This is a genomic window from Streptomyces pyxinae (assembly GCF_024756275.1).
Lineage (GTDB): Bacteria > Actinomycetota > Actinomycetes > Streptomycetales > Streptomycetaceae > Streptomyces > Streptomyces pyxinae.
On sequence record NZ_JANUGQ010000033.1, the window covers coordinates 1 to 25205 of the forward strand.

A 25205-nucleotide genomic window follows, 5' to 3' on the forward strand; every position below is an offset into this window, starting at 1 on the left:
AACCATCTGCCCGCCCCGGCCTGGGCGCGGGACTTCCTGGCCGAGTTCACCTGGGTCCTGCCGGTCCTGCACATCGGGGTCATCGGCATGCTGGTCCTGACCCGCTGGTGGGACTTCTGGACCAGCTGACCGACCGGCCGGCCCCGGGGTGACGCCGGCCGGAACCCTGGGGTGACGGCGGCCGGGGCCCCGGCCCCCACCCCTCCGGACCCGGCGGCCCGACCGCCGGCGGCAACCGCCGCGAGAAGCAACAGCGGCAACCGGCACCCGACAATGGATCGGCCTCTCCTATTCTGAGCTGACCCGAGCCGTCAGGCGATGCCGGCGAACACGGGTCGGATGGATGGGGTGCCACTCGGCGGTGGAAAGGGTGGGCGGTGGGGGAGGTGTCGGTTCTCCTTTCGGTGCCGGCCACGTGGGGCGGTGGGACCGGACCCGGTAATGGTGTCGATCTCGCTCAAAACTGTCTCGCGCAGGGATGGGTGCAAGCCTGCGAGTCGGGCGCGCACGTCGCTCTCGGTCTCTTCGGCATGGTGGCGCTCAAAGGCCAGGCAGAGGGCGCGAGCAGCGGTTTGATCGAGGCGGTCCTGGCCGAAACGCCACCGGGAGTCGATGTCGCAGGCACGGATCCACGCACCAAACCATCCGGCGAGATCCTCAACGTGTTCCGAAGTCACGGCGTCCAAGACCCTGAGGAGGGCCAGGAAGCGGTGAGGATGGGGCGGAAGGGCAACGCCTTTGAGGATGCGGGAAGCGGTGGAGCGCGGGATCAGCTTGTCGGTCCTGTCCTCGATGGTGCGTAGGCTGGGACGGCCCGCGCGCTGCCAGGCGAGATAGAGGGCAAGGGTGAGGTGGGCAGGGGTGGAGATCCGCTCCGGCCTGGGTGCCGGTATGCCTGGGTCCCCGACCACCGGATTGTGGAGTTGGGTGGTGTGACCAACCTCGGCATGGAGGGTGTCGAGACCACGAAGCGTCTCTTCGATGGCGCCGCAGCCCTGGGCGTAGGCGATGACGACGTCGAGACTGGTGCGCTCGCCGCGGGCGGCACGCTTGAGTTGGGTGGCGGAGAAGCCGGTGATCTCCGCCAGACGGCTGTAGGTGTGGCCGACGGTGAAGCGCAGTTCTCGCAGGCGGTGGGCGATGGTGGTGAGGTGAGGATCAGAGCAGGCAATGGCCAGCTCCGGCCGACCCGGCCGGCACGGAAAGGGTGGTGGTCATGACCGCTTCAGCCCCCGGAGCCGGAGACGAGCACACCGACACCGACCATCCCCAGCGAGCCGATCAGAACGCAGATGTCGCAGGTTGTCATGGTGGTGGACAGGCGCAGAACGATCCCGGCGGCGACGAAGCCTGTCAGGACGAGCGCGTGGGCAAAGCCGAACCCTGCCCGAGTAAGCGGGCAGGAAGCCTGCTCGACGGAGTCGTGGTGGGCGGTCGGCTCGCCCGGGATGGAGGCGGGTTCCTCCGCAGTGGTGGTGGTCATTTTTCCGTCCCTGAAGTTGATGGGACGGCGGCGTGGCCGCCGCCCCTGCTGCTGACTCGAGAACGACCCAGAGACCGCAGGCGCTGGCACGCCCAGGCGCGATCGTGTGGGGTAGTACTGAGGCATCTCACACATGTGTACGCATGCGAGGCGACGCCTCATCCTCAAACCATGTCAGTGCGCGCCAACGGCGGTAAAGAGTTGGAGAATTGGGCCACCGAGTGGCTCACTTTGTTACGCCATGAGGCATAGAACCTGACCAGCGATGATGCACAATCCGCGAATCAGGCACAGGTTGGTCCCTGGCCGCGTCCCATCCGCAGGGTTTACGCCGACTCGCGATGCGGACAAACTCTCCCTCAGTCGCGGGCCGGGAGAGCCGGCTCCGTGGCGCTTCCCTGAATTGCTGCTAACTCAACGATCCGGGGATGCGGACTTCTCACCGCGACAGCGGAGACGAGTCCCGGAGGAGAAAGTGAACTCTGCCTGGCAGCCGCGTTCACCCAACGCCTCCAGCGCAAGCTGCCATGCGGCGGGTCCTGCACAGGACCGCCGCAGCCATCGCAGCGACCGTGAGGGGCCCGGCGCCCTGCCGGGCCCCTCACCCCGCCCCCTTATCAGGATCTCCCACTACGCTGCTGAGCGTGGAGGAACCGGTGCCCGAAACGAACCTGCCAGCATGGTGGCGCCCACTGTCGCGTCTACACCACCGCTGGGTTGAGAAGCACGTGGTTCCTGCCGAGAAGGCTGCAGCCGAGCTGGGCATCGACTTCAATGCTTTAGCGATCCGCAAGGCCCTGGGCTACCAGCGGTGGACATACCTCCGAAGACTGAGAGGCCTCGCGATCTTCTTTGGCGCGCTGGCCCTGTTCGCTTTGGTGACGCGCCCGGCCACATGCCGGCCAGGCGGCCTGCTCACCACAGACCAAGCCCGCTGCCCTACCTACAACGAGTATGTCTTCGGACCGAGCACTGACCCGTGGGTGTCGATCACACCGACGCTGGGTGCGCTTGCCCTACTTTGGATCATTTCAGCCTGGCGGGGGGAGAACATACCTCGCCTCTACAAGCCGCTGTACCCGCTGCTTATCCTCCTCACCGCCAGTGTTGATCTGATCGCGATGGATGGCGGCCGGTACACGAAGGCCACTCGGCTCAGCGCCAAGGCCGCCGAGCTCGGGCTGCCCCTACGAACGATGGCCAGGAACGCTGCTTCCGACTTCGGGAATCGCAGGGTGCTCCGCAAGAGACTCCTCAGCCATGCGGAACTCGTTGAGACAGCGGTGATGCAAGCAGCGGATGGCCTCGTTCATGACCGGACGGCTTCAGCACGGAAGATCGGCACGCTCGCTGGCCTCATTGCCGGAAACATCGCAGATGGTCGATTCACCCAGATACTGCCGCCCGCGGAGCCACCGGAGGAGGCGGCCATCGCGCCCGACCGCCTCGATGGCGGCCGACTGGCCAAAGCCTGTCTCTGCTCGGCTATCACCGTCACCGCGTTCGCGCTACTCCTCGCAGGGTTGGGTACGCCGGTCGAACTTCTGGTGCCCCTGGCAGTAGTGGCCTTCGTGGTGACGGCGTACGTCCTCCTGGGACTCTGGTACGGCCTCGCCGAAGCGACCCGACTGACGCGAAGCCTCATGTCGTTCTTCTCCGCCAGCCCGCCCTTCTGATCAAGCCTCGTGAGTCGGCCCAGCGTCATTTGCACTTCAGCAACTCATCGCAAGCGTCACAAGGCAGGCGAGACTCGGTCCGACACGGGGGCCTCTCCAGCAAGATCGCCCTGGCCCTCTTCGGCGCGCTGGTCTTCGTCTTCATCGCCACCGAGGCCTCCCAGACCGACACCGAGGTCGCCGTGCCAGACCCGTCGACAGCGTCCCGGTGCCCGATCACGGCCGCCCCCGACTCAATCAGCTCTGCATCACGGGCGACGCGCGGCTGAGCCGCCTACGCCATGCGCTCCTCGCCAAAAGCCTAAGTAGCAAGCAACCACCGTCGCCACTAGCTTATTTAGACGTAACATCAACGCGAGCCGACCACACCGGCCTGACGGCCGTCCCAGCTCGCCACAGACTCGACAGCAGTGCGGGCGGTGAGGGGGATACGGGCAGTCCGGGCCTACCACCCGACCCTTCCCATGGAGCGCCGACGGTGCCTCACTTCTTGATGCGCAAGGCTCGCAGCGTCGATGGTGTTCTGCCTAGGCCAGGGTCGCTGTCGAGCTACTTTCCACAGCGGTGCGCTCGGCTGCGTTGAGGTGATCCTGGCCGTGACTCGCGGACCACTTCCACGGCTCCGGCGCCCCTCCGCACCCTGCCGGACTGACTGCCCACCGCCGACCCCGCTCGCAATGCAGCTGACGAGTGGCTCAAGCGAATCAGGGAGGCCCGCAGGGCTGCTGGCCTCCCCATGGTGGCGCAGGGCTGTGTCGACCGCGGCCTCGCGGAGATCATCAAGCACTCGCGAGTTCGCCCTCTCATCGCCGGGCGGCGGCCACCAGCTTGTCCACCCCTCTGCCCGCTCGCTGCACGCCTGCCCACTGGCGGTTACCGTGACGCCCCAAGAGGGGTGTCCCAACGCCACGGATTGATCTTAAGAAGCACAAAGGCCCAGGTCAGAGTATGTCTGTCCTGGGCCTTCACAGGGCCGCCTTCGAGATTCGAACCCGAGACCTACGCATTACGAGGGCCCTCAAGATCGTGACCGGTGATGGTCCACGATCACACTCGGTCCGGTTTCGCCTGGTCAGAAACTTGTCGAGCTCGACAGTGTGATCCTCGATCCAGCAAGTGCCGGCCCGTCCGCTCACGCATCGCTCACGCACACACTGGTGCGCTCAACCCGCTCCTCAATCTCCTGACGCAGAGGCTTCGGCCTCCCCACCGGTCCCTCCGCGAGATGATCTCGGGTATGTCCGGGCAGCTCGCTGCACACGGCCGCAAGTGCGACACATCACGGGGGGCTGCTTGGCCCGTGCCGTAAGCTTTGCTCGTTCCGAGGCATTGTCTGTGGGTGCGACGCGACTCCGGAGAACCCGGGCTGGCGGGTTCGAAGCGGCCGTGCAGAAACAGCAATGCCAGCGATGAGGGAGAAGGCAAGCGGTGAGCGTCCGATACATCGGCTCCAAGGCCAGAGTGTCCGGGTTGATCGCCAGTCTCACCGGCCCCCCTCCTTCCGATGCCGGGGTCTTTGTGGATGGCTTCAGCGGCACCGGTGCGGTCGCAAGCGCCGTGGCCGATCTCGGTTGGCCAGTACGGATCAACGACCACCTCACCAGCTCCGCCATCACTTCCGCGGCCCGGCTGATCTCCCGGAGCGCCGTACCGTTCGCCTCGTTCGGCGGCTATGAGAACGCTCTGGCGGAGCTGAGCGAAGTGGAGCCGTTTCCCGGCTTCATCGCACGCGAGTACAGCCCCGTCTCGGCACAGCACGCCGACGTGGAACGCCGATACTTCACCGAGGCGAACGCATCACGGCTAGACGCCATGCGGGCCCGTATCACCACCTGGCACGAGGACGGCACGATCAGTGCGACCGAGGAACGACTCCTGATCGCGGACCTCCTCGCAGCCGCCAATCGTGTGGCCAACATTGCCGGCACCTACGGTTGCTTTCTGCGCAATTGGTCCAGCACCGGCCTCCGCGAGCTGGAGCTGCAGCCTCGGACCCTGCGGAGCCGACCAGTCGAGATGGACGTCCACGTCGGAGACGTCACCCAGATCCCGGTCCGACCCGAAGATGTCGCGTACTTCGACCCGCCCTACACCAAGCGCCAGTACGCGGCGTATTACCACATTCTGGAGACCATCGCGTTGGGCGACGAACCTGAAGTGAGCGGGGTGACCGGCCTGCGTCCATGGCGGCATCTGGCCTCCGATTTCTGCTACCGGAAACGCGCACTCACAGCCCTGACTTCATTGGTGCGCAACTGCATCGCTGGGCGGGTGCTGTTGTCGTACAGCTCTGAGGGTCACATCAGCCAAGACGAGCTGGAGGCGGCTCTGGCACCCTTGGGCGAGCTGACAGTCCACTCACTCGGCGAGATCGGTCGCTACCGCCCGAACGATGTCGCGGTCCGCAATGCCGACTCGGTTCGCGAATACGTCTTCGAGCTGCGCCGCCCGACGCAAGGCGTCGCAGTCCAGCCGTCACTCCCGCTGGCTGTGCAGGGGGTCGCATGAGCGCTGTGCGGGCCTACGAAGAAGGTGTGCTGGCCAAGGCGGAAGCCGTGCTGAAGAAGGCCGCCGCTGGTGATCCGGAGCGGCGCCTTGAAGTACTGGAGGCCACTTCCTGCGCCTACGCGGGCCTTGATACTGGGGAGTACTGGGCCGCGTTCTGCGCCGATTCCCGAGCGCGGACCGGCACCGGGGAGGCCGCTGTCAAGGCTCGGGCCACCGAGCTGCTCCAAGCACTCGACTCTCCGGCCTGCACTGTCATTCCAGTACCGCTCGCGCTGGCCTCGCTGGCGCGGGCGGAGATCTCACACGGTGAGCGGCGCAGCACGGGTGCCTACTACACGGACTTCCGCCTCGCGCGCTACCTGGCCGGTGGAGTGGCGGAGCACATCACGCCCGGGGTGCGGGTGATCGACCCCGCAGCCGGCTCCGGCCTGCTACTGACCGCGCTCGCGCTGGCGGTCGGCGCCCAGGGGGACGTCAACGTCACGGACTTCGTCGCGAACGCCGTTTGCGCCGCGGACCTGTCCGATCTGGCACTGCGCGGCGCCCGGCTAGCGCTGGCCGCCACCACGGACGATCTCAAGGCCGTGCTGAGCCTGGACGAGCGACTGCTCCAGGGCGACAGCCTGCTCACCGACGATGCCGTCTGGGAACAGGTGAGCCCGGGCGGCTTCGACGTGGTGATCGGCAATCCGCCCTGGGAGAAGCTCAAGGTCACCCGCCATGAGCTTCTCGCCAACGCAGGCGTGGTCCGACACTACGGGGCCGACTACACGCCCCACGACGACGACCTCCCTGAGGCGCTCTCCCAGGAGCGCCGGAAGATGCTCGACTACCTTGAGCAGCTGGCCACCGGTGCCCAGCTGCAGGGGCGGGGCGAAGCCGACCTGTACAAACTCTTCCTGGAGTTCTCCTGCCGCCGCCTGCGTCCTGGGGGATGGCTCGCCCTCCTGGTCCCAGCCGGGCTGATCCGCTCACAAGGCACGGAGGCGCTGCGCCGATTCCTGTTCGAGAGCGCCGCAGAGCTGGATTTCACGATCGTGGAGAATCGCGCTCGGTTCTTCGCCATCGACACCCGCTTCAAGTTCCTCTCGGTCAAGGCTCAGCTGGCCGGAGACGCGGCGCCGGGCCCGATGGTACTCAAGCACGCCTCGGGAACGGACACCGGGCTGCGCGAGACCGCTCATGTCTCCATCGAACGCTCCGAACTCGCACGGGTCCGGCGGGACTTGACCGTCCCCGAGGTGCGCGGACAGGCGGAATGGGAACTGTTCGTACGGATGGCTCGTGCGGGCACTCCCTTCGGCGACGCGGACGGGCCGTGGCAGCCACACCTGGCCCGTGAAGTCGATATGTCGCGGGACCGCGCTGCCTTCCGGACCAGCCCTGCAGACGGCCATCTGCCGGTTGTCGAGGGCCGGATGGTCCATCAGTACCGATCGCGAGCCAAGGCGCACCGGTCAGGCACCGGGCGAGCCGCACAATGGGACGCGCTGGCCGCACAGGACGCGGTGGTCACTCCGCAGTACTGGTATCCCGCGAACAAGCTCCGCCGCGGGCTGGCCGAGCGGACACAAATGGTCCGTGCGGGCTTCTGCGACGTCACCGGGCAGACCAATGAGCGCACTCTGCTCACCGCGGTCATCCCGCCCGGGGTCGTGTGCGGCAACAAGGTACCGACCGTGCTTTTCAATGCCCCCTCGGGTGACGGGGAAGCACGGGTGCACCTGTGGGTGGCGCTGATGAACAGCATTCCGGTGGACTGGCTAGCTCGCCGGATCACCACCACCTCGATGAACTACTTCCTCCTCATGTCCATCCCGCTCCCGCCCATCGCACCGGACAGCCCCGACGGAGCCCGGATCATCGAGCTGTCCCGGGAGCTGACGGAGCTGGAAGGCAGGCGCTGCCCCACTCTGGACGCCGGTGCCGCCGCCCGGGCCCGGTCCGAGATCGACGTCCTGGTAGCCAGGGCGTACGGGCTCGGAGCCGAAGAGCTGCAGTTGATGCTTGAGGACTTCCCTCTGCTCGACCGTGGCCAGCCCGTACTCGATGCCGAGGAAGGCTCGACGATCACTCGCGACCTCGTACTGGCTCAAGCCCACTCCAACGTAGCCGCCGAGCCGTGGGCGGATCGGGTTTCCCGGGCGCAGCGGTTGGGAGCCGTGGGCTACGTACCGGCGGACTACGCACGATTCTGCGAGTAAGGGAGAGCAAGGGTGGCAGCCATCGGGCCGCTGCGGGAGGCCGGCATCCTGCGGGTGGTTTACAAGCAGTTGAGTCCCGGAGACCTGCGGAAGCTCCAGGCAAAATCGAATGACTCCCAGACGGGTGGTGGGGCACGGGACTTCCGGCTCCCCTACCGCGCCTTCGATCAGGTCATGCGCAAGCTCCTGCCACAGACCCGACAGGAAGAGCGGCGCCGAAACGGAGCAAAAACCACGGTGGTTTTCCACTGTGGCCCCGTGAAGTTCGGGGCGCAGGGCAAAGCAGTCGAGGTCGTCGACCTGGACTGGGAGAGCCCTACGGATGCCCGTCCCACGGAAGGCCGGATTTCACGGATTCACACGCACTTCAACCTGCCGAAGGAGGATCCTGCGCTCGGAGCGGTCCTCTTCCTGATAATGCAGCACGAGACCGAGGTCCGGGCCCACTACGCCTACGAACGGGATCTACGCGACGGCAAGTGGAACAGCGAACTGACCCAGCACGTGCTCGCTTGCATGGACAGCCCCAACCGTAGAGCGCGAAGTCTGGCCCAGGGTTTTATCGATTGCGTAGAAGACCTCAAGTACTGCCACGGGATCGCCGGTGAATGACCACAAGTACTCGAACGACTGCATCCGCATCATGGAACTACTGGGGGAGCGGAACAACGTACTGATCGGCGGTCCACCCGCCACGGGCAAGTCGCGGTTGCTGGCCGAGCTGAAGCACGCCTTTCGCGGAGGCTCCGAGACCGGATCGAGCTACCAGCCGGATGCAGACATCCCGCTGCCTAACATGGGCAATACCGCCGTCCCTGCCTGGTTGCCCAGCCAGGACCGCACGGACCGCAGGGTGTTCATCACTGCCTTCGATCAGAGCACGCATCAGCGGGACGTACTGCGTGGCTTGGTACCCAAGGTCCTCAGTGGAGGGGCACAGCTGGGCTTCAGCGTGTCCAAGGGCATTCTCTACCGGGCAGCCGAACACGCCCGGAAGTCGGACGGGGCGGCTCTGCTCATAGTCGATGAGATCAACAGGGGTCCGGCCGTGGCCGCCTTCGGCGCGAGCATCGTCTCGTTGGAGAGCGACAAGCGCCTGGGGGCCGACGGCAAGCTCACCCCGGCCACCCAGACCTTCGAGTTGCTCGATGACAGCGGTCAGATGGTCGACTACGCACTGCCGCGGCACCTCTACATCGTCGGCGCGATGAACCAGGCAGATGCGTCGGTCGCGCCACTGGACGTTGCCTTCCAGCGGCGGTTCGCGCCGTTCTGGCTGACCCCCGACGAGTCGGTCCTGTACAGGCACTTCGGGCTGGACAGCAACGCCACCGGACAGCTCCCCAGCCAGGCGGCCAGCAGCAAGGACGTCTACGCAGCGCTGGTACGCGGCTGGCAGAAGGTGAACGAGCGACTTGCTCTGGGGCGGGGGGCGGCCTTCCAGCTGGGCCACGGCGCACTCATGCACGCGGATGCGCCGGCGCATTCGAACAAGGCGCTGCGGTACGCGGCCGACTGCTGGTCTCTTATGAGGGCGCACATCGACGAGGTCTTCTTCGGTGACCTCCGAGGCGTCGCCGAGACGATCTCCGCCGATGCTCCGGGCAGCCCCTTCACCCTGACGTCGGCAACCTTCGCCGAACAGCCGGTGCTCCAGCTTTCCCCTTCCGGCGAGTTGAAGCCGGACCAGGTCTATCCAGCCCTCAAGGCCATCGTCGAGTCGCCCTGATGAACAGTCCCAGTCCCGTACTGCACCGTGTCCGCGTCGCCGAGAACCGCGATGCGTCACGGCTGGTGCCGGAGCTGGCCGGAGTGACGGGCCAGTCGGAACCGGAGATCGAGGGCCTACTCCTCCGCGCGGGGCGGCGCCTCACCGAACTACTGGGCCATGAGCAGCTCCCACTGCGAATCTCGTCGGCCGGATCAGTCCGGATCGAAGGTGTGGCCGGGCTGCTCCGGCTGTCGCCCCGGTTGGAACTGGAGATCGTGCCGAAGTTCCTCGAGGGCACGGACGCGGACTGGCGGCAGGACTTCTTCCGGGTGGCGCTGCTGAGCAAGACGGGCAAACTGCTGCCGCGCGAGCACCTGCGAGCCGACTTCGCCGCCCGTGGCGACCTCACCACGCTGGTCGGCCGGACCCTCGCAAACCTGTACTGGGAGAGCCATCGGCGCCCGCTGCGCGAATACCGCTCGCGCACCGTGCGCGACTATGCCGTCGTCGGTGATCTCGACCCGGTGGGGATCGTTCTGCCAGAAGCGGGCGGCTTCAAGCAGGAGCAGCTGGTCTTCGATCATGTGAACTCCTGGAACGCGGTCATCTCAGCGGCGGCGAGCGTCCTGCTGCCCGAGGTTCGGGACGGCGAGACACTGCGCCAACTTCTGCGGGTGCGCCAGGCTCTGGCCCCTCAGCGAGAGGTCCGCTCCGCCCAACACCGCAGGCTGCCGAACCGCTACCACCACTGGCAGGCCCTGTACGACCTCTCTGTGGAGGTGCTCAACGGCTTCGGCGTGGGCTATGACGAGCAGCATCTGCGCGCACCCGGCTACGTAATGGTGATGTGGTCCACCTGGCAGCACCTGTGTGAACTCGCCCTAAGACTGGGGCTTGCCCCGGCGGAGGTGCACGCCTCGCCGGCCTTTCCCCTCGGCATGAGGAACAACAAGGTGCTCAAGGTCACTCCGGATATAGCGGTGGGGCCGCGGAACGCCCCCATGCTGCTCCTCGACGCCAAGTACCGAACACGGCTGAACGGCAGGGCGTCCGTGGGTAACTCCGACATCTACGAGTCCCTCGCTTTCCTGCGTGCCACGGGGGCCAAGCAAATGGTCCTGCTCTACCCCCGCCCTGCCTCGGACGGCGCCCCGCTGGAGCCAGGTGCCACGAGGCTTTTCCAGACCGTCACCGTCAGCGGGGAACGGATCGACGCCTTGCTGGTCGAGTGCCGTGGCATTGGAGCCGCACAGGGCTTCGAGATGTTCAGCCGGAACCTCGCGTCAGGGATTGAGAACATTCAGCTGTCCAGCGACGCGTAGGACCTGCAAGATCGCAATAGATGCTCAGCGATTACTTTCGGTCCGGATCCGCCTCGCCAGAGGTCTGTCAACCTCGATCGCCACGGTGACCGGGCTCCGGTCAGGCCACCGAGACACGCGGACAGTCGCCGCGTTCGTCGAGGATCACGCGGTAGAGCCTCGCCCAGACCCGGTCCCGGCTCCACTGGGCGAACCGGCGGTAGACCGTGTGGCAGGCCGGGCCGAACACCGGCGGCAGCTGCCGTCAGGTGCAGCCAGAGGTCGCCACGAAGATGATCGCGGCCAGGGCTTCACGGTCCCCAGCCCGGCGTCGGCCACCGCCCTGCGCACGTGTCACCACTGTCGGTGGCACCACCCGTCGGAACAACACCCACAACTCGTCCGGCACCGACCGCTTAACCAGATCGGTCATGCGCGGATCAACGAACGATCACGCCATGGGAAACGACGTCCAAGAAAGACAAGGCGACAGCCCGGGCCAAGACCGCCAAGAAGGCCACACGCCGCAAGCCCAAGAAGTAGGTCCCGAGCGGCCCCGTTCACGCGGGCGACTTCACGGCGCCCCGGCCATGTGACCCGTCATGCCCCGAGCAACAGAAAACCCCAAGTCACGGACTATGTGACCTGGGGTTCCTCTGAGCCGCCTTCGGGATTCGAACCCGAGACCTACGCATTACGAGTGCGTTGCTCTGGCCAACTGAGCTAAGGCGGCATGCCACGAACACCCCGGGGGTGCAGCGGCGGGCTCAAGTCTACACAGGTCCGGAGGGTGCTCCGCGCACCCTCCGGACCGGTCCGGGGTCAGGCGCAGCGCTTGCCGGACGGGGGGACGGTGCCGTCCAGGAGGTAGGCGTTGATCGCGGTGTCGACGCAGTCACTGCCCCGGCCGTACGCGGTGTGGCCGTCGCCCTCGTAGGTGAGCAGGGTGCCGGAGGAGAGCTGGGCGGCGAGGGAGCGGGCCCACTTGTAGGGGGTGGCCGGGTCGCGGGTGGTGCCGACCACCACGATGGGAGCCGCGCCCCCGGCCTCGATGCGGTGGGCGGTGCCGGTGGGCTCGGCGGTCCAGTAGGCGCAGTTCAGGGACGCCCAGGCCAGGCCCTCGCCGAAGACGGGGGACGCCTTCTCGAAGGAGGACATCGCCTTCCGGACGTCCTCCGGGGAGGAGAAGGCGGGCGGCTGGTCCAGGCAGTTCACGGCGGCGTTGGCGAACATGAGGTTGGAGTAGGTGCCGTCGGCCTCGCGCTCGTAGTAGCCGTCCGCCAGGGCCAGCAGGTCCGCGCCGTCGCCGCGCTGGGCCCGGGCCAGTGCCTCGCGCAGCTGGGGCCAGGCGGACTCGTCGTACATGGCGGCGATCACGCCCGTGGTGGCCAGCGCCTCGCCGAGCCGGCGGCGCTCGCCGGTCCGCAGCGGCTGGGCATCCAGCCGCTCGAAGAGGGTCTTCAGCCGGGCGGCGGCGTCGGTCGGTGAGCCGGTGCCGAGCGGGCAGTCCCGGCGGCGTACGCAGTCGGCGGCGAAGGACCGGAAGGCCGTCTCGAACCCGGCCGTCTGGTCCCGGTTCAGCTCCGCCGTCGTCAGGGACGGGTCCATCGCCCCGTCGAGGACCAGCCGGCCGGTGCGCCCGGGGAAGAGCTCGGCGTAGGTCGCGCCGAGGAAGGTGCCGTACGAGGCGCCGACGTAGTGCAGCTTCCGGTCACCGAGCAGCTCGCGCAGGATGTCCATGTCGCGGGCCGTCTCGACGGTCGAGACATGCGGCAGCACGGCACCCGAGCGCTTGGCGCACCCCGCCGCGAAGTTCTTGAAGGCCGCCGCCAGCCGGTCCTGCTCGCGCCGGTCGTCGGGGGTCGTGTCGACCTGGGTGTACGCGTCCATCGCCGGGCCGTCCAGGCACTCGACCGGCTCGCTGTGGGCCACTCCGCGCGGGTCGACGGCCACCATGTCGTACCGGGCGCGCACCGGGGCGGGGTAGCCGATACCGGCGTACCCCTGGAGGTAGCCGACGGCGGAACCGCCGGGCCCGCCCGGGTTCACCAGCAGCGAGCCGATGCGCTTGCCCGGGCCGGTCGCCCTGATCCGGGCCACCGCCAGTCCGATCTGCTTGCCGCCGGGGCGGGCGTAGTCGAGCGGCGCCTTCATGGTGGCGCACTCGAAGTCGGGCACCCCGCACGCCTTCCAGGCCAGCCGCTGGCCGTAGTAGGGCTCCAGCTCCTCCCGGGTCGCGGCGGTGCCCGACGCGGAGGCGGCGGGGGCGGTACCGCCGTCGGTGCAACCGGAGAGGAGCAGGCCGAACGCCGAGAACGCGACGGCGGCGGTACGGAAGAGACGGCGCGAGTCCATTCCCGGAGCGTAGCGGGGCGGGGACGGATTGCGGATCTTCGTACCCGTACGGGTGAATTTCCCCCGGGGTTCTGTTTTCCGTCGCTGTTCGGTCGCTGTTCCCGTGGCCGCGAGGGCTCCCCGGCGGGCGCGGGGCACTTCACGGTCCGTGGCCCACGGCGGCTCGCGCCCCAGGCACGCGGCTCCGGCCCGGTGGCGGCCGGGCCCCGGGGCTCAGCTGGCGCGGAGGGCCATGGTCATCGCCTCCACCGCGAGCAGCGGCGCCACATTGCGGTCCAGCGCCTGGCGGCAGGCGAAGATCGCCTCGATCCGGCGCAGCGTCCGCTCGGGCGCCGACTCCCGGGCGACCCGGTCCAGGGCGTCCCGGACGTCCTCGTTGGCGAGCGCGGCACGGGTGCCGAGCTGAAGCGCCAGCACATCGCGGTAGAACCCGGTCAGGTCGCTGAGCGCCAGGTCCAGACTGTCGCGCTGGGTCCGGGTCCGGCGGCGCTTCTGTTTGTCCTCCAGCTCCTTCATGGCGCCCGCGGTGCCACGCGGCATCCGGCCGCCCTGGGCCGCGCCGAGCGCCGCTCGCAGGTCCTCGGTCTCCTTGGCATCCAGCTCCTCGGACGCCTGGGTCGCGTCCTCCCCCGCCGCGTCGATCAGCTCCTGGGCCGCCTTGAGGCAGCCGCCGATGTCCGCGACGCGCAGCGGGAGCTTCAGGACGGTGGCCCGCCGCGCCCGGGCGCGCTCGTCCGTGGCGAGCCGGCGGGCCCGGCCGATGTGCCCCTGGGTGGCCCGGGCCGCCACCGCCGCGGCTGCAGGCTCGATCCCGTCCCGGCGGACGAGCACCTCGGCCACGGCCTCCACCGGGGGCGTCCGCAGGGTGAGGTGACGGCAGCGGGAACGAATGGTGGGCAGCACGTCCTCCTGGGACGGCGCGCAGAGCAGCCAGACCGTGCGCGGCGCGGGCTCCTCCACGGCCTTCAGCAGCACATTGCCCGCGCCCTCGGTCAGCCGGTCGGCGTCCTCCAGGACGATCACCTGCCAGCGGCCGCCGGCCGGCGAGAGCTGGGCCCGCCGGACCAGCTCGCGGGTCTCCTTGACGCCGATGGAGAGAAGATCGGTGCGGACGATCTCCACATCGGCGTGGGTACCGACGAGGGTGGTGTGGCACCCCTCGCAGAAACCGCAGCCGGGCTCCCCGCCGAGCGCCCGGTCCGGACTGACGCACTGCAGGGCGGCGGCGAACGCCCGGGCGGCGGTGGCCCGTCCGGAGCCCGGCGGCCCGGTGAACAGCCAGGCATGGGTCATCTTGGACGCCTCGGGCGGCGGGGCGCCCCCGGCCACGGCGGTCACGAAGGCGTCCGCGTCCCGGGCGGCGGCGGCCAGCTGCGCCTGGACGCGGTCCTGGCCGACCAGGTCGTCCCATACGGGCACGGGGCACCACCCTTCCGGAGGCATGACGGGAGCGGACCGGGGGCGGGTGAGCCCCCGTACGGACATTGTGGGGCAGGGGTACGACAACCCCTGCCCCACGGCAGGTCAGCGCCGGCGGTCCTCGTCGTCGTGCGGGCCGAGCAGCTCGTCCGCCAGCGACGGCAGATCGTCGAGCGGGGTCTCCTCCGCCCAGTCGGACCGGCGCTTCGGCCGGCCCTCCTCGTCCACCTGCGGCAGCTCCCGGGTCCGCTCGGTCCCTCCGGAGGCCTCCGGTCCGCCGGACGACGTACCGGCGGATGAACCCGGCCGACCGCCGGAGGACGTACCGCCGCCGGACTCCGGACGGCCGCCGCGACCGGGCACCTCGTCCCGGAAGAACCCCGGCGGCACCCGGTCCGCGGCGCTCTCCCGGGCCGGACCGCCCTCCCCGATCGGACCGCCCGGACCTTCCGGCCGGGCCGGACCGTCCGGCCGGACCGGGGGCAGCACCGCCGTCTCGGCGGCGTCGTCCGGGCCGGTGTCCCGGACGGGCGGGAGCACGGCCGTCTCGGCGGCGTCGGCGGCGGAGCCCGCGGAGCCGCGAGCGGCCCGGTCCTCGGACACGGCCGGGGCGTGCGGTTCGCCCGGCTCGTCCTTGCGCATCCGGACGCGGGGAAGCTCCTCCGTCACCTCGTCCTTGCGCATCCGGACCCGAGGCTGGGGCAGCTCCTCGGTCACCGCGTCCCGGCGGTCACCGCGTACGTCCCCGGCACCGCGTACGTCCCCGGAGTCCTCGCGCACGTCCCGGAGGTCTTCGCCCCCGGCGTCCTTGCGCATGTCGACGCGGGGCGCCGGCACCTCCTCGGTCACCTCGTCCGGCCGGACGACCGGGGTGGGCACGGTGATCTCCTCCGGCCGTACCACCGGAGTCGGCACGGTGATCTCACTGGCCGACTCCTCGGCGGCGGCCGACGCAGCGGCCGAAGCAGCTGCCGCCGCCTCCGCCTGGCGCCGCGCCTCCTCGGCGCGCAGCAGGGCCTCCTCGGCCTTCCGCTGCTTCTCCAGCCGGCGCGCCTCGGCCTCCTCCCGGATCCGGACCTGCTCCTCGTGCAGCAGGCGCAACCGCTCCTGCTCCTCGCGGCGGGCCTTCTCCTCGGCCTCCCGGCGCCGGCGCTCCTCCTCCGCCTTGCGGGCGGCCTCCTCGGCAAGGCGGCGCTCCTCCTCCGCCTTCCGCTCGGCCTCCCGTTCGGCCTCGCGCTGCCGGGCCTCTTCCTCCTCCCGGCGCTTGCGCTCCTCCTCCTCGGCCCGCAACCGGGCGAGCTGCTCCTGGCGCTCCCGCTCCAGGCGCTCCTCCTCCGCCTTGCGGGCCGCCTCCTTCTCGGCCTTGCGCCGGGCCGCCTCCTCGGCCGCCCGGCGGGCCTCCTCACGGGCCTTGATCTCGGCCTCGGAGAGCGGCAGCAGCTGGTCGAGACGATGGCGGACGACGGTGGCCACCTCCTCCGGCCGGCGGCCCGCGTCGACCACCAGATAGCGGGAGGAGTCCGCCGCCGCGAGGGCCAGGAAGCCGGCCCGTACCCGCCGGTGGAACTCCGCGGGCTCCGACTCCAGCCGGTCCGGCGCCTCGGTGAACCGCTCCCGGGCCGTCTCCGGGGAGACGTCGAGCAGCACCGTGAGGTGCGGGACCAGCCCACCGGTCGCCCAGCGCGAGATGCGGGCGATCTCGGTCGGGGAGAGGTCCCGGCCGGCGCCCTGGTAGGCCACCGACGAGTCGATGTACCGGTCCGAGATGACCACGGCGCCCCGCGCCAGCGCGGGCCGGACCAGCGAGTCGACGTGCTCGGCGCGATCGGCGGCGTACAGCAGCGCCTCCGCGCGGTTGGAGAGCCCGGCCGACGAGATGTCCAGAAGGATCGAGCGGAGCCGCTTGCCCATGGGGGTGGCCCCCGGCTCGCGGGTGACGACCACCTCGTGGCCCTTGGCCCTGATCCACTCGGCCAGCGTCTCCACCTGGGTGGACTTCCCGGCCCCGTCACCGCCCTCCAGGGCGATGAAGAAGCCGGTGGCGGCGGGTGCCTGCACCGGGTCGGCGCCGCGCAGCGCGTCCAGCAGGTCCCGGCGCAGCGGCACCCCGGAGCGGTCGTCGGCCTTGGCCAGCACCAGGGCGGCGACCGGCAGCAGCAGGGCGCCGACCAGCATCAGGGTGAAGGCGGCGCCGCCGTGGGCGAAGACGAAGTCGCCGCTGGAGAGACGGTGCGGCCCGATCGCGGCGGCGAGCAGCGGGGCGACCAGGGCGCCGAGCGCCACGGCGACCCGGACGACCGCCTGGAGGTGCTCGGTGATCCGGGCCCGGCGGGGCTCCTCGGTCTCCTGATCGATCAGTACGTGTCCGGTGTTGGCGGCGACACCGGCCGCGTACCCGGCGCCCAGCGCCAGGAAGAGCACCGTCGCCAGGTCGGGCACCAGGCCCATGGCGAGCAGCGCCGCCCCGGTCGCGGTCAGCGCCAGGGCGAGCAGCCGGCGGCGGGAGAGCGCGGGCAGTACGGCCCCGGCGGTGCGGATGCCTGCCCCGGTACCGCCGGTCAGGGCGAGGACGAGGAGCGCGTACGCGACCGGCCCGCCGCCCAGGTCACCGCCGTGCAGCACGGCGACGGCGGCGGCGGAGGCGATCGCCCCGGCCACCGCCGCGCAGGCGAGCACCAGCAGCGGTACGGCTCCGGTACGGCCCCGCTCCGCCGCGCCCCCGGACACCGGCCGGCGCAGCCCCTCCAGCGGCGAGCGCGGGCGCGGCGCGGGGAGCCCGGGCAGTTCCAGGGAGGTGAGGACCGAGACGGAGGCGGCGAAGAGCCCCGCGGCGACGTACGAGCCCAGGGCGGCCTGGTGGAGCGTGAACCACTCGACGCCCGTCCCGAGCAGGTTGCCGATCAGGGTGGCGACCAGCAGCGTGACGGCGGCGCCGGGGATCGTGGCGAAGCTCGTGCGCAGGGAGAGGCGGCGCAGCGCGTCCAGGTGGTCCGGCAGCGGGCGCACCGCGGCGCCCTCCGGCGGCGGCGCGGGCAGCAGGGCGGGAGCGGCGCTCTCCCGGGCGACCGTCCAGAACCGCTCGGCGACGCCGGCCAGGAACACCGTCCCCAGCAGGAAGGCGAGCGCCAGGCCCGGCGTCCAGTCGAGCCACAGCGGGGCGACGACCAGCAGCGCCACCCGCACTCCGTCGGCGGCGACCATGGTCCAGCGCCGGTCCAGCGGCCCGCCGGGCGTGGTCAGGGTGGTCAGCGGCCCCAGCAGTACGGCTCCGAAGAGCACCGTGGCCAGCACCCGCGCCCCGAAGACCGCGGCGACCGCGAAGGCCGCGCCCCGGTACCCGCCGCCGAACGCGTCCTCGGCGACCGCCGCCTGGAGCGCGAGCAGCACCAGGACGAGCAGGGCGAGGGCGTCACCGATCCCGCCCACGAGTTGCGCGCTCCACAATCGCCGCAACGGCTGCTGGCGCAACAGGGCCCGCACGGCACGCTCGCGGGAGTCCGCGGCGAGGGCGGCGTCGGTGTCCGAGGTGGGGCTCAGGACCGTTGGCTGCTCGGCTCGCGTCATCCCCTCAGCCTATCCGGCGGGGCCGACACCCAGTCGTCCCCGCCCGAACACGTGCACGGCCCGGGCCGTCACGGCGCCCGGCACCCCGGCCGCCGGGCGCTCACCGCCGGGCGCCGACCCCACGACCGCCGGCGCCCGGCGGCGCCGGCGGCCACCACGGCGACCGCTTCCGGGCGACCCGGGAACAACCCGGGGCGCCCGGAAACAACCCGTCGGCAGCGCACGAACAGGAACGGTCCGCCCGGCACCGGACACACGGCGACGACAGCTCCGGCGCACAGCGGCCGACCGCCCGGCCGATCGGCGCACGGCACCCGGCCGCCAGTCGCCCGGCGCACGGCCTCCGCCCCCTGGGCCCGGTCACCCGGCGCAGGGCCTCCGCCCCCGGGCCCCGGTCGCCCGGCGCCCGGCGACGCACCGCCCGGCGCCCGGCGTCGAGCCGTCAGCGCCGAGCCACCCTTCACCGGCATCCGGCTGATCATGCGCCCGGATGCGGGCACTGCCCAGCACCACCCGGAGCCCTCCGGCCCCGCCCGGCACAGGCCCCGCCCGGCACCCGGCACCCGGCACCCGGCACGCGGCACGCAACCGGATGCGAGCACCACCCGGCGCCGCGCGGAACCTCCCGGGTCCGCCTGGAAGCGGGCCCGGTACCGGGCCGGACCGACGCCCGGAAATCCGAGCGCGGGCCGAGCCCCCCCAAGGAAGCCCCGGGGGTCATCCGGCCGGGCCTACTCCTCGCCCGCGCCCCGCTGCTCGGCGGCCGCACCCGTGCCCGAGCCGGCGGCGGACGCGGCACGCGCCGACGACGCGGCGGTGGTGGTCTTCTTCGCCGCCGTCTTCTTGGCGGCCGCCGTGGTGCTCTTCTTGGCCGTCGCCGTCTTTTTCGCGGCCGTCTTCTTGGCCGGAGCCTTCTTCGCGGTGGCGGTCTTCTTGGCCGGGGCCTTCTTCGCCGCCTTCTTGGCGGTCTTCTTGGCCGGGCCCTTCGCCCGCTTCTCCGCGAGCAGCTCGTACCCGCGCTCCGGTGTGATCGTCTCCACGCTGTCGCCGGTCCGCAGTGTCGCGTTGGTCTCGCCGTCCGTGACGTACGGACCGAACCGGCCGTCCTTGACCACCACCGGACGCTCGCTCACCGGGTCGGTGCCCAGCTCCTTCAGCGGCGGCTTGGCGGCCGCCCGGCCCCGCTGCTTGGGCTGCGCGTAGATCGCGAGCGCCTCCTCCAGCGTGATGGTGAAGAGCTGCTCCTCGTCGGTCAGCGAGCGGGAGTCCGTCCCCTTCTTCAGATACGGGCCGTACCTGCCGTTCTGCGCGGTGATCTCCACGCCCTCCGGGTCGGCGCCCACCACCCGGGGCAGCGACATCAGCCGCAGGGCGTCCTCCAGGGTGACCGTGTCCAGGCTCATGGTCTTGAAGAGCGAGGCGGTGCGCGGCTTCACCGCGTTCTTGCCGGTCTTCGGGGTGCCCTCGGGCAGCACCTCGGTGACATACGGGCCGTACCGGCCGTCCTTGGCGACGATGGCGTGCCCGGTCGACGGGTCCGTGCCCAGCTCGAAGTCGCCGCTCGGCTTGGCCAGCAGTTCCTCGGCGTACTCCACCGAGAGCTCGTCCGGCGCCAGGTCCTCCGGGACGTCGGCGCGCTGGTGGCCCTCCGCGTCCTTCTCGCCGCGCTCGACGTACGGGCCGTAGCGGCCGACCCGGAGCACGATGTCGTTGCCCACCGGGAAGGAGGAGATCTCCCGGGCGTCGATCGCGCCCAGGTCGGTGACCAGTTCCTTCAGCCCGCCGAGGTGGTCGCCGTCGCCGTTGCCCGCCGCGGCGGCGGCACCGGCGGCGGGGTCGCCCTCGCCGAAGTAGAAGCGCTTCAGCCACGGCACGGCCTGCGCCTCGCCGCGCGCGATCCGGTCGAGGTCGTCCTCCATCCGCGCGGTGAAGTCGTAGTCGACCAGCCGGCCGAAGTGCTTCTCCAGCAGATTGACCACGGCGAAGGAGAGGAAGGACGGCACGAGTGCCGTGCCCTTCTTGAAGACATAGCCGCGGTCGAGGATGGTGCCCAGGATCGAGGCGTACGTCGAGGGGCGCCCGATCTCGCGCTCCTCCAGCTCCTTGACGAGCGAGGCCTCGGTGTAGCGGGCGGGCGGCTTGGTGGCGTGCCCGTCCGCGGTGATCTCCTCGGCGGTCAGCGCGTCGCCCTCCGCGACCTGCGGCAGCCGGCGCTCACGGTCGTCGAGCTCGGCGTTGGGGTCGTCGGCCCCCTCCACATACGCCTTCATGAAGCCGTGGAAGGTGATCGTCTTGCCGGACGCGGTGAACTCGGCGTCCCGGCCGTCGCTCGCCCGGCCGCCGATCCGCACGGTGACCGAGTTGCCGGTGGCGTCCTTCATCTGGGAGGCGACGGTCCGCTTCCAGATCAGCTCGTACAGCTTGAACTGGTCGCCGGTGAGACCGGTCTCGGCGGGGGTGCGGAAACGGTCGCCCGACGGGCGGATGGCCTCGTGCGCCTCCTGCGCGTTCTTCACCTTGCCCGCGTAGACGCGCGGCGCGGCCGGCAGGTAGTCGGCGCCGTAGAGCTGCGTGACCTGCGAGCGGGCGGCCGCCACGGCGGTGTCGGAGAGCACCGTGGAGTCGGTACGCATATAGGTGATGAAGCCGTTCTCGTACAGCTTCTGCGCGACCTGCATCGTCGCCTTCGCCCCGAAGCCGAGCTTGCGGCTCGCCTCCTGCTGGAGCGTGGTGGTGCGGAACGGCGCGTAGGGCGAGCGGCGGTACGGCTTGGACTCGACCGAGCGGACGCCGAACGCGGTGTCGGCGAGCGCGGCGGCCAGCGCGCGGGCGCTGGCCTCGTCCAGGTGGAGCACCTGGCCGGTCTTGAGCCGGCCGTCCGGGCCGAAGTCGCGGCCCTGGGCGACCCGCCGGCCGTCGACCGAGGCCAGCCGGGCCACCAGGTTCGCCGGGTCGGAGGCGTCGCCGGTCCGGCCGGTACCGAAGGTGCCGGTCAGGTCCCAGTACTCGGCGGAGCGGAAGGCGATCCGCTCCCGCTCGCGCTCCACCACCAGCCGGGTGGCGACGGACTGCACCCGGCCGGCCGACAGCCGGGGCATGACCTTCTTCCACAGCACCGGCGAGACCTCGTAGCCGTACAGCCGGTCGAGGATGCGGCGGGTCTCCTGGGCGTCGACCATCCGCTGGTTCAGCTGGCGCGGGTTGGCGACGGCGGCGCGGATCGCGTCCTTGGTGATCTCGTGGAAGACCATCCGGTGGACGGGGACCTTGGGCTTCAGGACCTCCAGCAGATGCCAGGCGATGGCCTCGCCCTCGCGGTCCTCATCGGTGGCGAGGTAGAGCTCGTCGGACTCCGCGAGCTGTTCCTTCAACTTGCGGACCTGGGCCTTCTTGTCCGCGTTGACGACGTAGATGGGCTGGAAGTCGTGCTCGACGTCCACCCCGAGGCGGCGCACCTCACCGGTGTACTTCTCGGGCACCTCGGCGGCGCCGTTGGGGAGGTCGCGGATGTGCCCGACGCTCGCCTCGACGACATAGCCGGGGCCGAGGTAGCCCTTGATCGTCTTCGCCTTGGCAGGCGACTCGACGATGACGAGTCGGCGGCCGCCCTGTGCGGTCTCGCTGGTCGGGGACAACTTGGCTCTTCTCTCCGGTCGACGCTCGGTGGCAGGTGCGGAGCGGTCGGTCGTACCACGCGCACTGCCGTGACGCTGCTGTCGCTGCGGAGTGTGACGGTACAACCCGCCGCCGTGTCAAACGGCGAAAGCCCGCAACGGCCACTCGAACGGTAACCCGAGTCCTGGCATTCCTGCCGCCCGGACTCCTCAGAAGCTCCCTGCCCTGACCGGAGCCGCCCATTCCGCCGCGTACCGGGGAAGGGGGGTGCGAACGCTCAGATCCGGCCGAAGCACCACACCCCGAGAATCACGAAGGCCGCGCCCAGCGTCACGGCGAAGGTGGCCGCCGCGGCCGGGGCGGTGCCCAGGGCCACCGGCACCCGGTGCAGGGTGCGTGCCCCCGTCCACACCAGCAGCCCGGCACCGAACAGTGTGAACGCCAGCCCGGCGAAGATGGCCGGTCCCGTCTCCATGTCGTACCCCGTTCCGCTCCTCGGACCTTTCGGATGTCCCCGAGGGGGAGGCTGACACCTCCGGACATCGGCGGCGCGAATTGCGGGTGAACGGAACGCGAGCCGCCCCCGGTTTCACCCGCCCGGCGCCGCCGGGGGCCGCCCCCCGCACCGCGCCGGCGGCCCCGTCCGCCTCCGGCACACCCGCGGCCCGGGCCCCGCCGGTCCGACGGACCCCGCGCGGCCCGTACGATCCCGTGCGGCCCCGCGCGGGTCCCCTCACCCGGTCGCGGCGGGCGGCTCCAGGAAGCCCTCCGCCACCAACAGCCGGATGGCCTCGGGGGTGCGGTCCCGGAGCAGCACCGGGTCCTCCCCCATCAGCTGGGCGATCGCGTCCAGGATCCGTCCGGCGCTGAGCGTCCCGTCGCAGACCCCGGCGAAGCCGGCGGCGACCGCGTCCACCTTGGTGGCCCGGCGCATGCCCCGGTTCTGCCGGAGCAGCACGTGCTCCGGGTCCTCCGCCCCCGGCAGTCCCACCTGCTCCTGCACCACCTCGGGGGCGAGCAGGAAGTGCGTCTCCAGCAGGGCCGCGTCGTCATGGGCGCGCAGGAAGTCCTGGCGCGCGAAGTGCGCTCGTACGGTCTCGCCCAGCGGCTGCTCCACCGGGTGCGGCCACTCCTCGGTCACGATCGACGGCTCGGCCGCGCCCGACTTGCGCAGGGTGATCCAGCCGAAGCCGACCGCCCTGGTCCGCCGCGCCTCGAACTCGTCCAGCCAGGCTCCGTACAACTCCGCGTACCGTGCCGGGTCGTCGCGGTGGTCCCCGGCGTCCCGCAGCCACAGCTCGGCGTACTGGGTGACGTCCTGCACCTCGCGCTGGACGATCCAGGCGTCGCAGCCGGGCGGCACCCAGGAACGGAGCCGGTCCTGCCAGTCCTCGTCCGCCACGTGCTGCCAGTTGGCCAGAAAGTGCGCGTACCCCCCTTCGTTGAGCCGGTCGCCCGCCTGCCGCACCAGGGTCCGGCACAGGTCGTCCCCGCCCATGCCGCCGTCCCGGTAGGTGAGGCGGGCACCGGGCGAGATGACGAACGGCGGGTTGGAGACGATCAGGTCGTACATCTCCGACCCCACCGGCGCGAAGAGCGAGCCGGCGCGCAGATCGGCCTCGGGGGCACCGGAGAGCGCCAGCGTGAGCCGGGTGAACTCCAGCGCCCGGGGGTTGAGGTCGGTCGCCGTCACCCGGATGGCCTGCTGTGCGGCGTGCAGCGCCTGGATACCGGAGCCGGTCCCGAGGTCCAGCGCGGCGGCGACGGGCATGCGCACGGTGAGGCCGGCGAGCGTGGTGGACGCTCCGCCGACGCCCAGCACCACCCCCTCGGCCCGGCCGCTCGCCCCGCCGGCGCCGCCGACCGAGCAGCCGAGGTCGGAGACGACGAACCAGTCCTCGCCCTCGGGACCGCCGTACGGGCGAATGTCCACGGTGGCGGCGACCTCCCCGCCCGGACACTCGGTCACCCATCCGTCCGCGAGCGCCTCGTCCAGCGGCAGGGCGGCGCGGGCCCGGTCGGGCGCCACCGGGCGCTGGAGCAGGAAGAGCCGGACGAGCGTGTCGAGCGGGCCGTCCCCCCGGGTGGCGCGCAGGGCGGGCACCGTCTCGCCGCGGGCGAGGGCGGCGTAGGCGGCGGCGCCGAGCCGCTCCAGCAGGCCGTCGGCGGTGAAGTCGGCGGCGAGCAGGGCTGCGCGGAGGCGGTCGGCGCGCGCGGGCACCGGGAGGCTGGCGGTAAGGCTGGTCGTACTCACCCGCTCATTGTGACCACGACCACGGAGGGAAGACGAGCGGCCCGGCCTTCCTGTGGAAAACCGGGCCGCCCGGACCCGGACGACGGCCGGCCTGTGGACAACCCGGCGGTGAACACCCCCACAGCTCGCCAACCTCCGGCCCGGCGGCCTGTCAGCCTGTCAGCCCATCGGCTCGTCGGCCGCGGCCGCCGGTCCGTCAGCCGTCAGCCGTCAGCCGCCAGCCGCCAGCCGTCAGCCGTCAGCCGCCGGCCATCGGCCACCCGCCGGCGGTCGCCCGTCACTCGCCGCCGGCCGTCAGTCGGCCGAGGCGGAGGCCGAGGCGCTCGTCTTCACCGGCGCCGAGGGCTTGGCCGAACCGGCGGACGAGGCGGACGCCTTCGCGGAAGCGGAGGCGGAGGCCGGACCCGCGGCCGGGGCGGAGGCGGACGACGAGGCACTCGCACCCGGCTTGGCCGACGGGGCGGAGGCGGTCCTGGAGGGCGACGCCTGGGCCTTCTGGCAGCCGGGCTGCTTGGCCATGGCCTGGCCGAGCCGGCCGGACTGCAGCTTCGACAGCGCGTCCTGGTCCATCTTCTCGATCTTCTTCAGCCCGTCCGCGACCCCCTGGAGGCCGTCCGCGAACTTCTGCTGGTTCTTCGGGTCGAGCGCGTCGACCTGCTTCTTCAGCCCCTGGTACGCCGCGGCGGTGGCGTTGAGCTCCTTGACCGCGTCCTGCTGGACGGAGTCGCCGTTGTCGACCGGCGGGCTGCCGGCGTCCTGGACGGCCTTGGCCAGCGCCTTGTCGGCGTCCGCGATGTCCTGGAACGCCTTGGAGTCGGCCGACTGGATGTCGGCGGGGCGGCCGTCCGCCGCGGTCGAGATGATGGCCTGCTGGGCGTCGGCCCGCTTCTGGATCTGCGGACGTGCCTGGTCGCAGACCTTCTTGGCCCAGGCGTCCACCTTCCCACCGCTGTCGTCGTCATCATCACTGCAGCCCGACAGCGCGAGTACCAGCACCGCACCGCCGGACAGTGCGGCCGCAAGCTTCTTGTTCACCGGTTTGGTCCCTTCCGAGGCTCTCGGCCCCGGAACATACACGCCACCCGGGTGACTCTCGTATGCCGTACGACCGCTAT

General features: G+C 70.9%; 15 protein-coding genes, 1 tRNA gene and 3 pseudogenes. 8 read left to right on the top strand and 11 right to left on the bottom strand.

Annotation, left to right across the window (positions count from 1 at the left end; translation table 11 throughout):
• Positions 1-129 (top strand): annotated as a pseudogene (locus NX801_RS31070) (vitamin K epoxide reductase family protein); the annotation flags it as partial.
• A gap of 257 nt (positions 130-386) precedes the next feature.
• Complete coding sequence (locus NX801_RS27095) at positions 387-803, top strand: hypothetical protein (RefSeq protein ID WP_258790578.1); 417 nt, start codon at positions 387-389, stop codon at positions 801-803.
• A gap of 228 nt (positions 804-1031) precedes the next feature.
• Here NX801_RS27095 and NX801_RS30865 read toward each other — a convergent pair.
• Together NX801_RS30865 and NX801_RS27105 are read right to left on the bottom strand one after the other, a co-directional pair.
• Positions 1032-1178 (bottom strand): annotated as a pseudogene (locus NX801_RS30865) (hypothetical protein); the annotation flags it as partial.
• Between the two features lie 47 nt (positions 1179-1225).
• Entirely contained in the window at positions 1226-1483 is a 258-nt protein-coding gene (locus tag NX801_RS27105; RefSeq protein ID WP_258790579.1) for a hypothetical protein, read from the bottom strand.
• A 644-nt stretch (positions 1484-2127) separates the two neighbouring features.
• Here NX801_RS27105 and NX801_RS27110 point away from each other — a divergent pair.
• The 6 genes from NX801_RS27110 (at position 2128) to NX801_RS27135 (ending at position 10904) form a co-directional block, all read left to right on the top strand.
• Positions 2128-3159, top strand: coding sequence for a hypothetical protein (locus tag NX801_RS27110; protein ID WP_258790580.1), 1032 nt, complete (start codon positions 2128-2130; stop codon positions 3157-3159).
• Positions 3160-4587: 1428 nt separating this feature from the next.
• Positions 4588-5667: a DNA adenine methylase gene (locus NX801_RS27115; protein WP_258790581.1), complete on the top strand. Its 1080-nt coding sequence runs from the start codon at positions 4588-4590 to the stop codon at positions 5665-5667.
• Entirely contained in the window at positions 5664-7871 is a 2208-nt protein-coding gene (locus tag NX801_RS27120; RefSeq protein ID WP_258790582.1) for an Eco57I restriction-modification methylase domain-containing protein, read from the top strand. Before NX801_RS27115 ends, NX801_RS27120 begins: the two co-directional genes overlap by 4 nt.
• A 12-nt stretch (positions 7872-7883) precedes the next feature.
• Entirely contained in the window at positions 7884-8483 is a 600-nt protein-coding gene (locus NX801_RS27125; protein ID WP_258790583.1) for a hypothetical protein, read from the top strand.
• Positions 8476-9600, top strand: a complete 1125-nt coding sequence (locus NX801_RS27130; protein ID WP_258790584.1) for an AAA family ATPase — start codon at positions 8476-8478, stop codon at positions 9598-9600. The genes NX801_RS27125 and NX801_RS27130 overlap by 8 nt, the downstream gene beginning before the upstream one ends.
• A complete protein-coding gene (locus NX801_RS27135) occupies positions 9600-10904 on the top strand; it encodes an McrC family protein (RefSeq protein ID WP_258790585.1) in 1305 nt (434 codons plus the stop codon). Before NX801_RS27130 ends, NX801_RS27135 begins: the two co-directional genes overlap by 1 nt.
• A gap of 127 nt (positions 10905-11031) precedes the next feature.
• On the opposite strand, the pseudogene NX801_RS27140 reads toward NX801_RS27135, so the two are convergent.
• The 9 genes and pseudogenes from NX801_RS27140 to NX801_RS27180 form a co-directional block, all read right to left on the bottom strand.
• A pseudogene (locus NX801_RS27140) lies at positions 11032-11316 on the bottom strand (transposase); the annotation flags it as partial.
• A gap of 226 nt (positions 11317-11542) precedes the next feature.
• Positions 11543-11616: transfer RNA gene (locus NX801_RS27145), tRNA-Thr, on the bottom strand.
• Positions 11617-11705: 89 nt separating this feature from the next.
• The gene (locus NX801_RS27150) at positions 11706-13238 is read right to left on the bottom strand and encodes an alpha/beta hydrolase (RefSeq protein WP_258790586.1); all 1533 of its coding nucleotides are present in this window, start codon (positions 13236-13238) and stop codon (positions 11706-11708) included.
• Positions 13239-13451: 213 nt separating this feature from the next.
• The gene (locus tag NX801_RS27155) at positions 13452-14657 is read right to left on the bottom strand and encodes a DNA polymerase III subunit delta' (protein WP_258790587.1); all 1206 of its coding nucleotides are present in this window, start codon (positions 14655-14657) and stop codon (positions 13452-13454) included.
• 105 nt (positions 14658-14762) lie between these two features.
• Entirely contained in the window at positions 14763-18221 is a 3459-nt protein-coding gene (tmk, locus tag NX801_RS27160; protein ID WP_258790588.1) for a dTMP kinase, read from the bottom strand.
• A gap of 731 nt (positions 18222-18952) precedes the next feature.
• Positions 18953-21856 (bottom strand): type I DNA topoisomerase, encoded by a 2904-nt coding sequence (gene topA / locus NX801_RS27165; protein WP_258790589.1) that lies wholly within the window; start codon positions 21854-21856, stop codon positions 18953-18955.
• Positions 21857-22113: 257 nt separating this feature from the next.
• Entirely contained in the window at positions 22114-22311 is a 198-nt protein-coding gene (locus NX801_RS27170; protein ID WP_258790590.1) for a hypothetical protein, read from the bottom strand.
• A 258-nt stretch (positions 22312-22569) separates the two neighbouring features.
• Complete coding sequence (locus NX801_RS27175) at positions 22570-24090, bottom strand: class I SAM-dependent methyltransferase (protein ID WP_258790591.1); 1521 nt, start codon at positions 24088-24090, stop codon at positions 22570-22572.
• A gap of 294 nt (positions 24091-24384) precedes the next feature.
• Complete coding sequence (locus tag NX801_RS27180) at positions 24385-25125, bottom strand: small secreted protein (RefSeq protein ID WP_258790592.1); 741 nt, start codon at positions 25123-25125, stop codon at positions 24385-24387.
• Between the last annotated feature and the right edge of the window lie 80 nt (positions 25126-25205).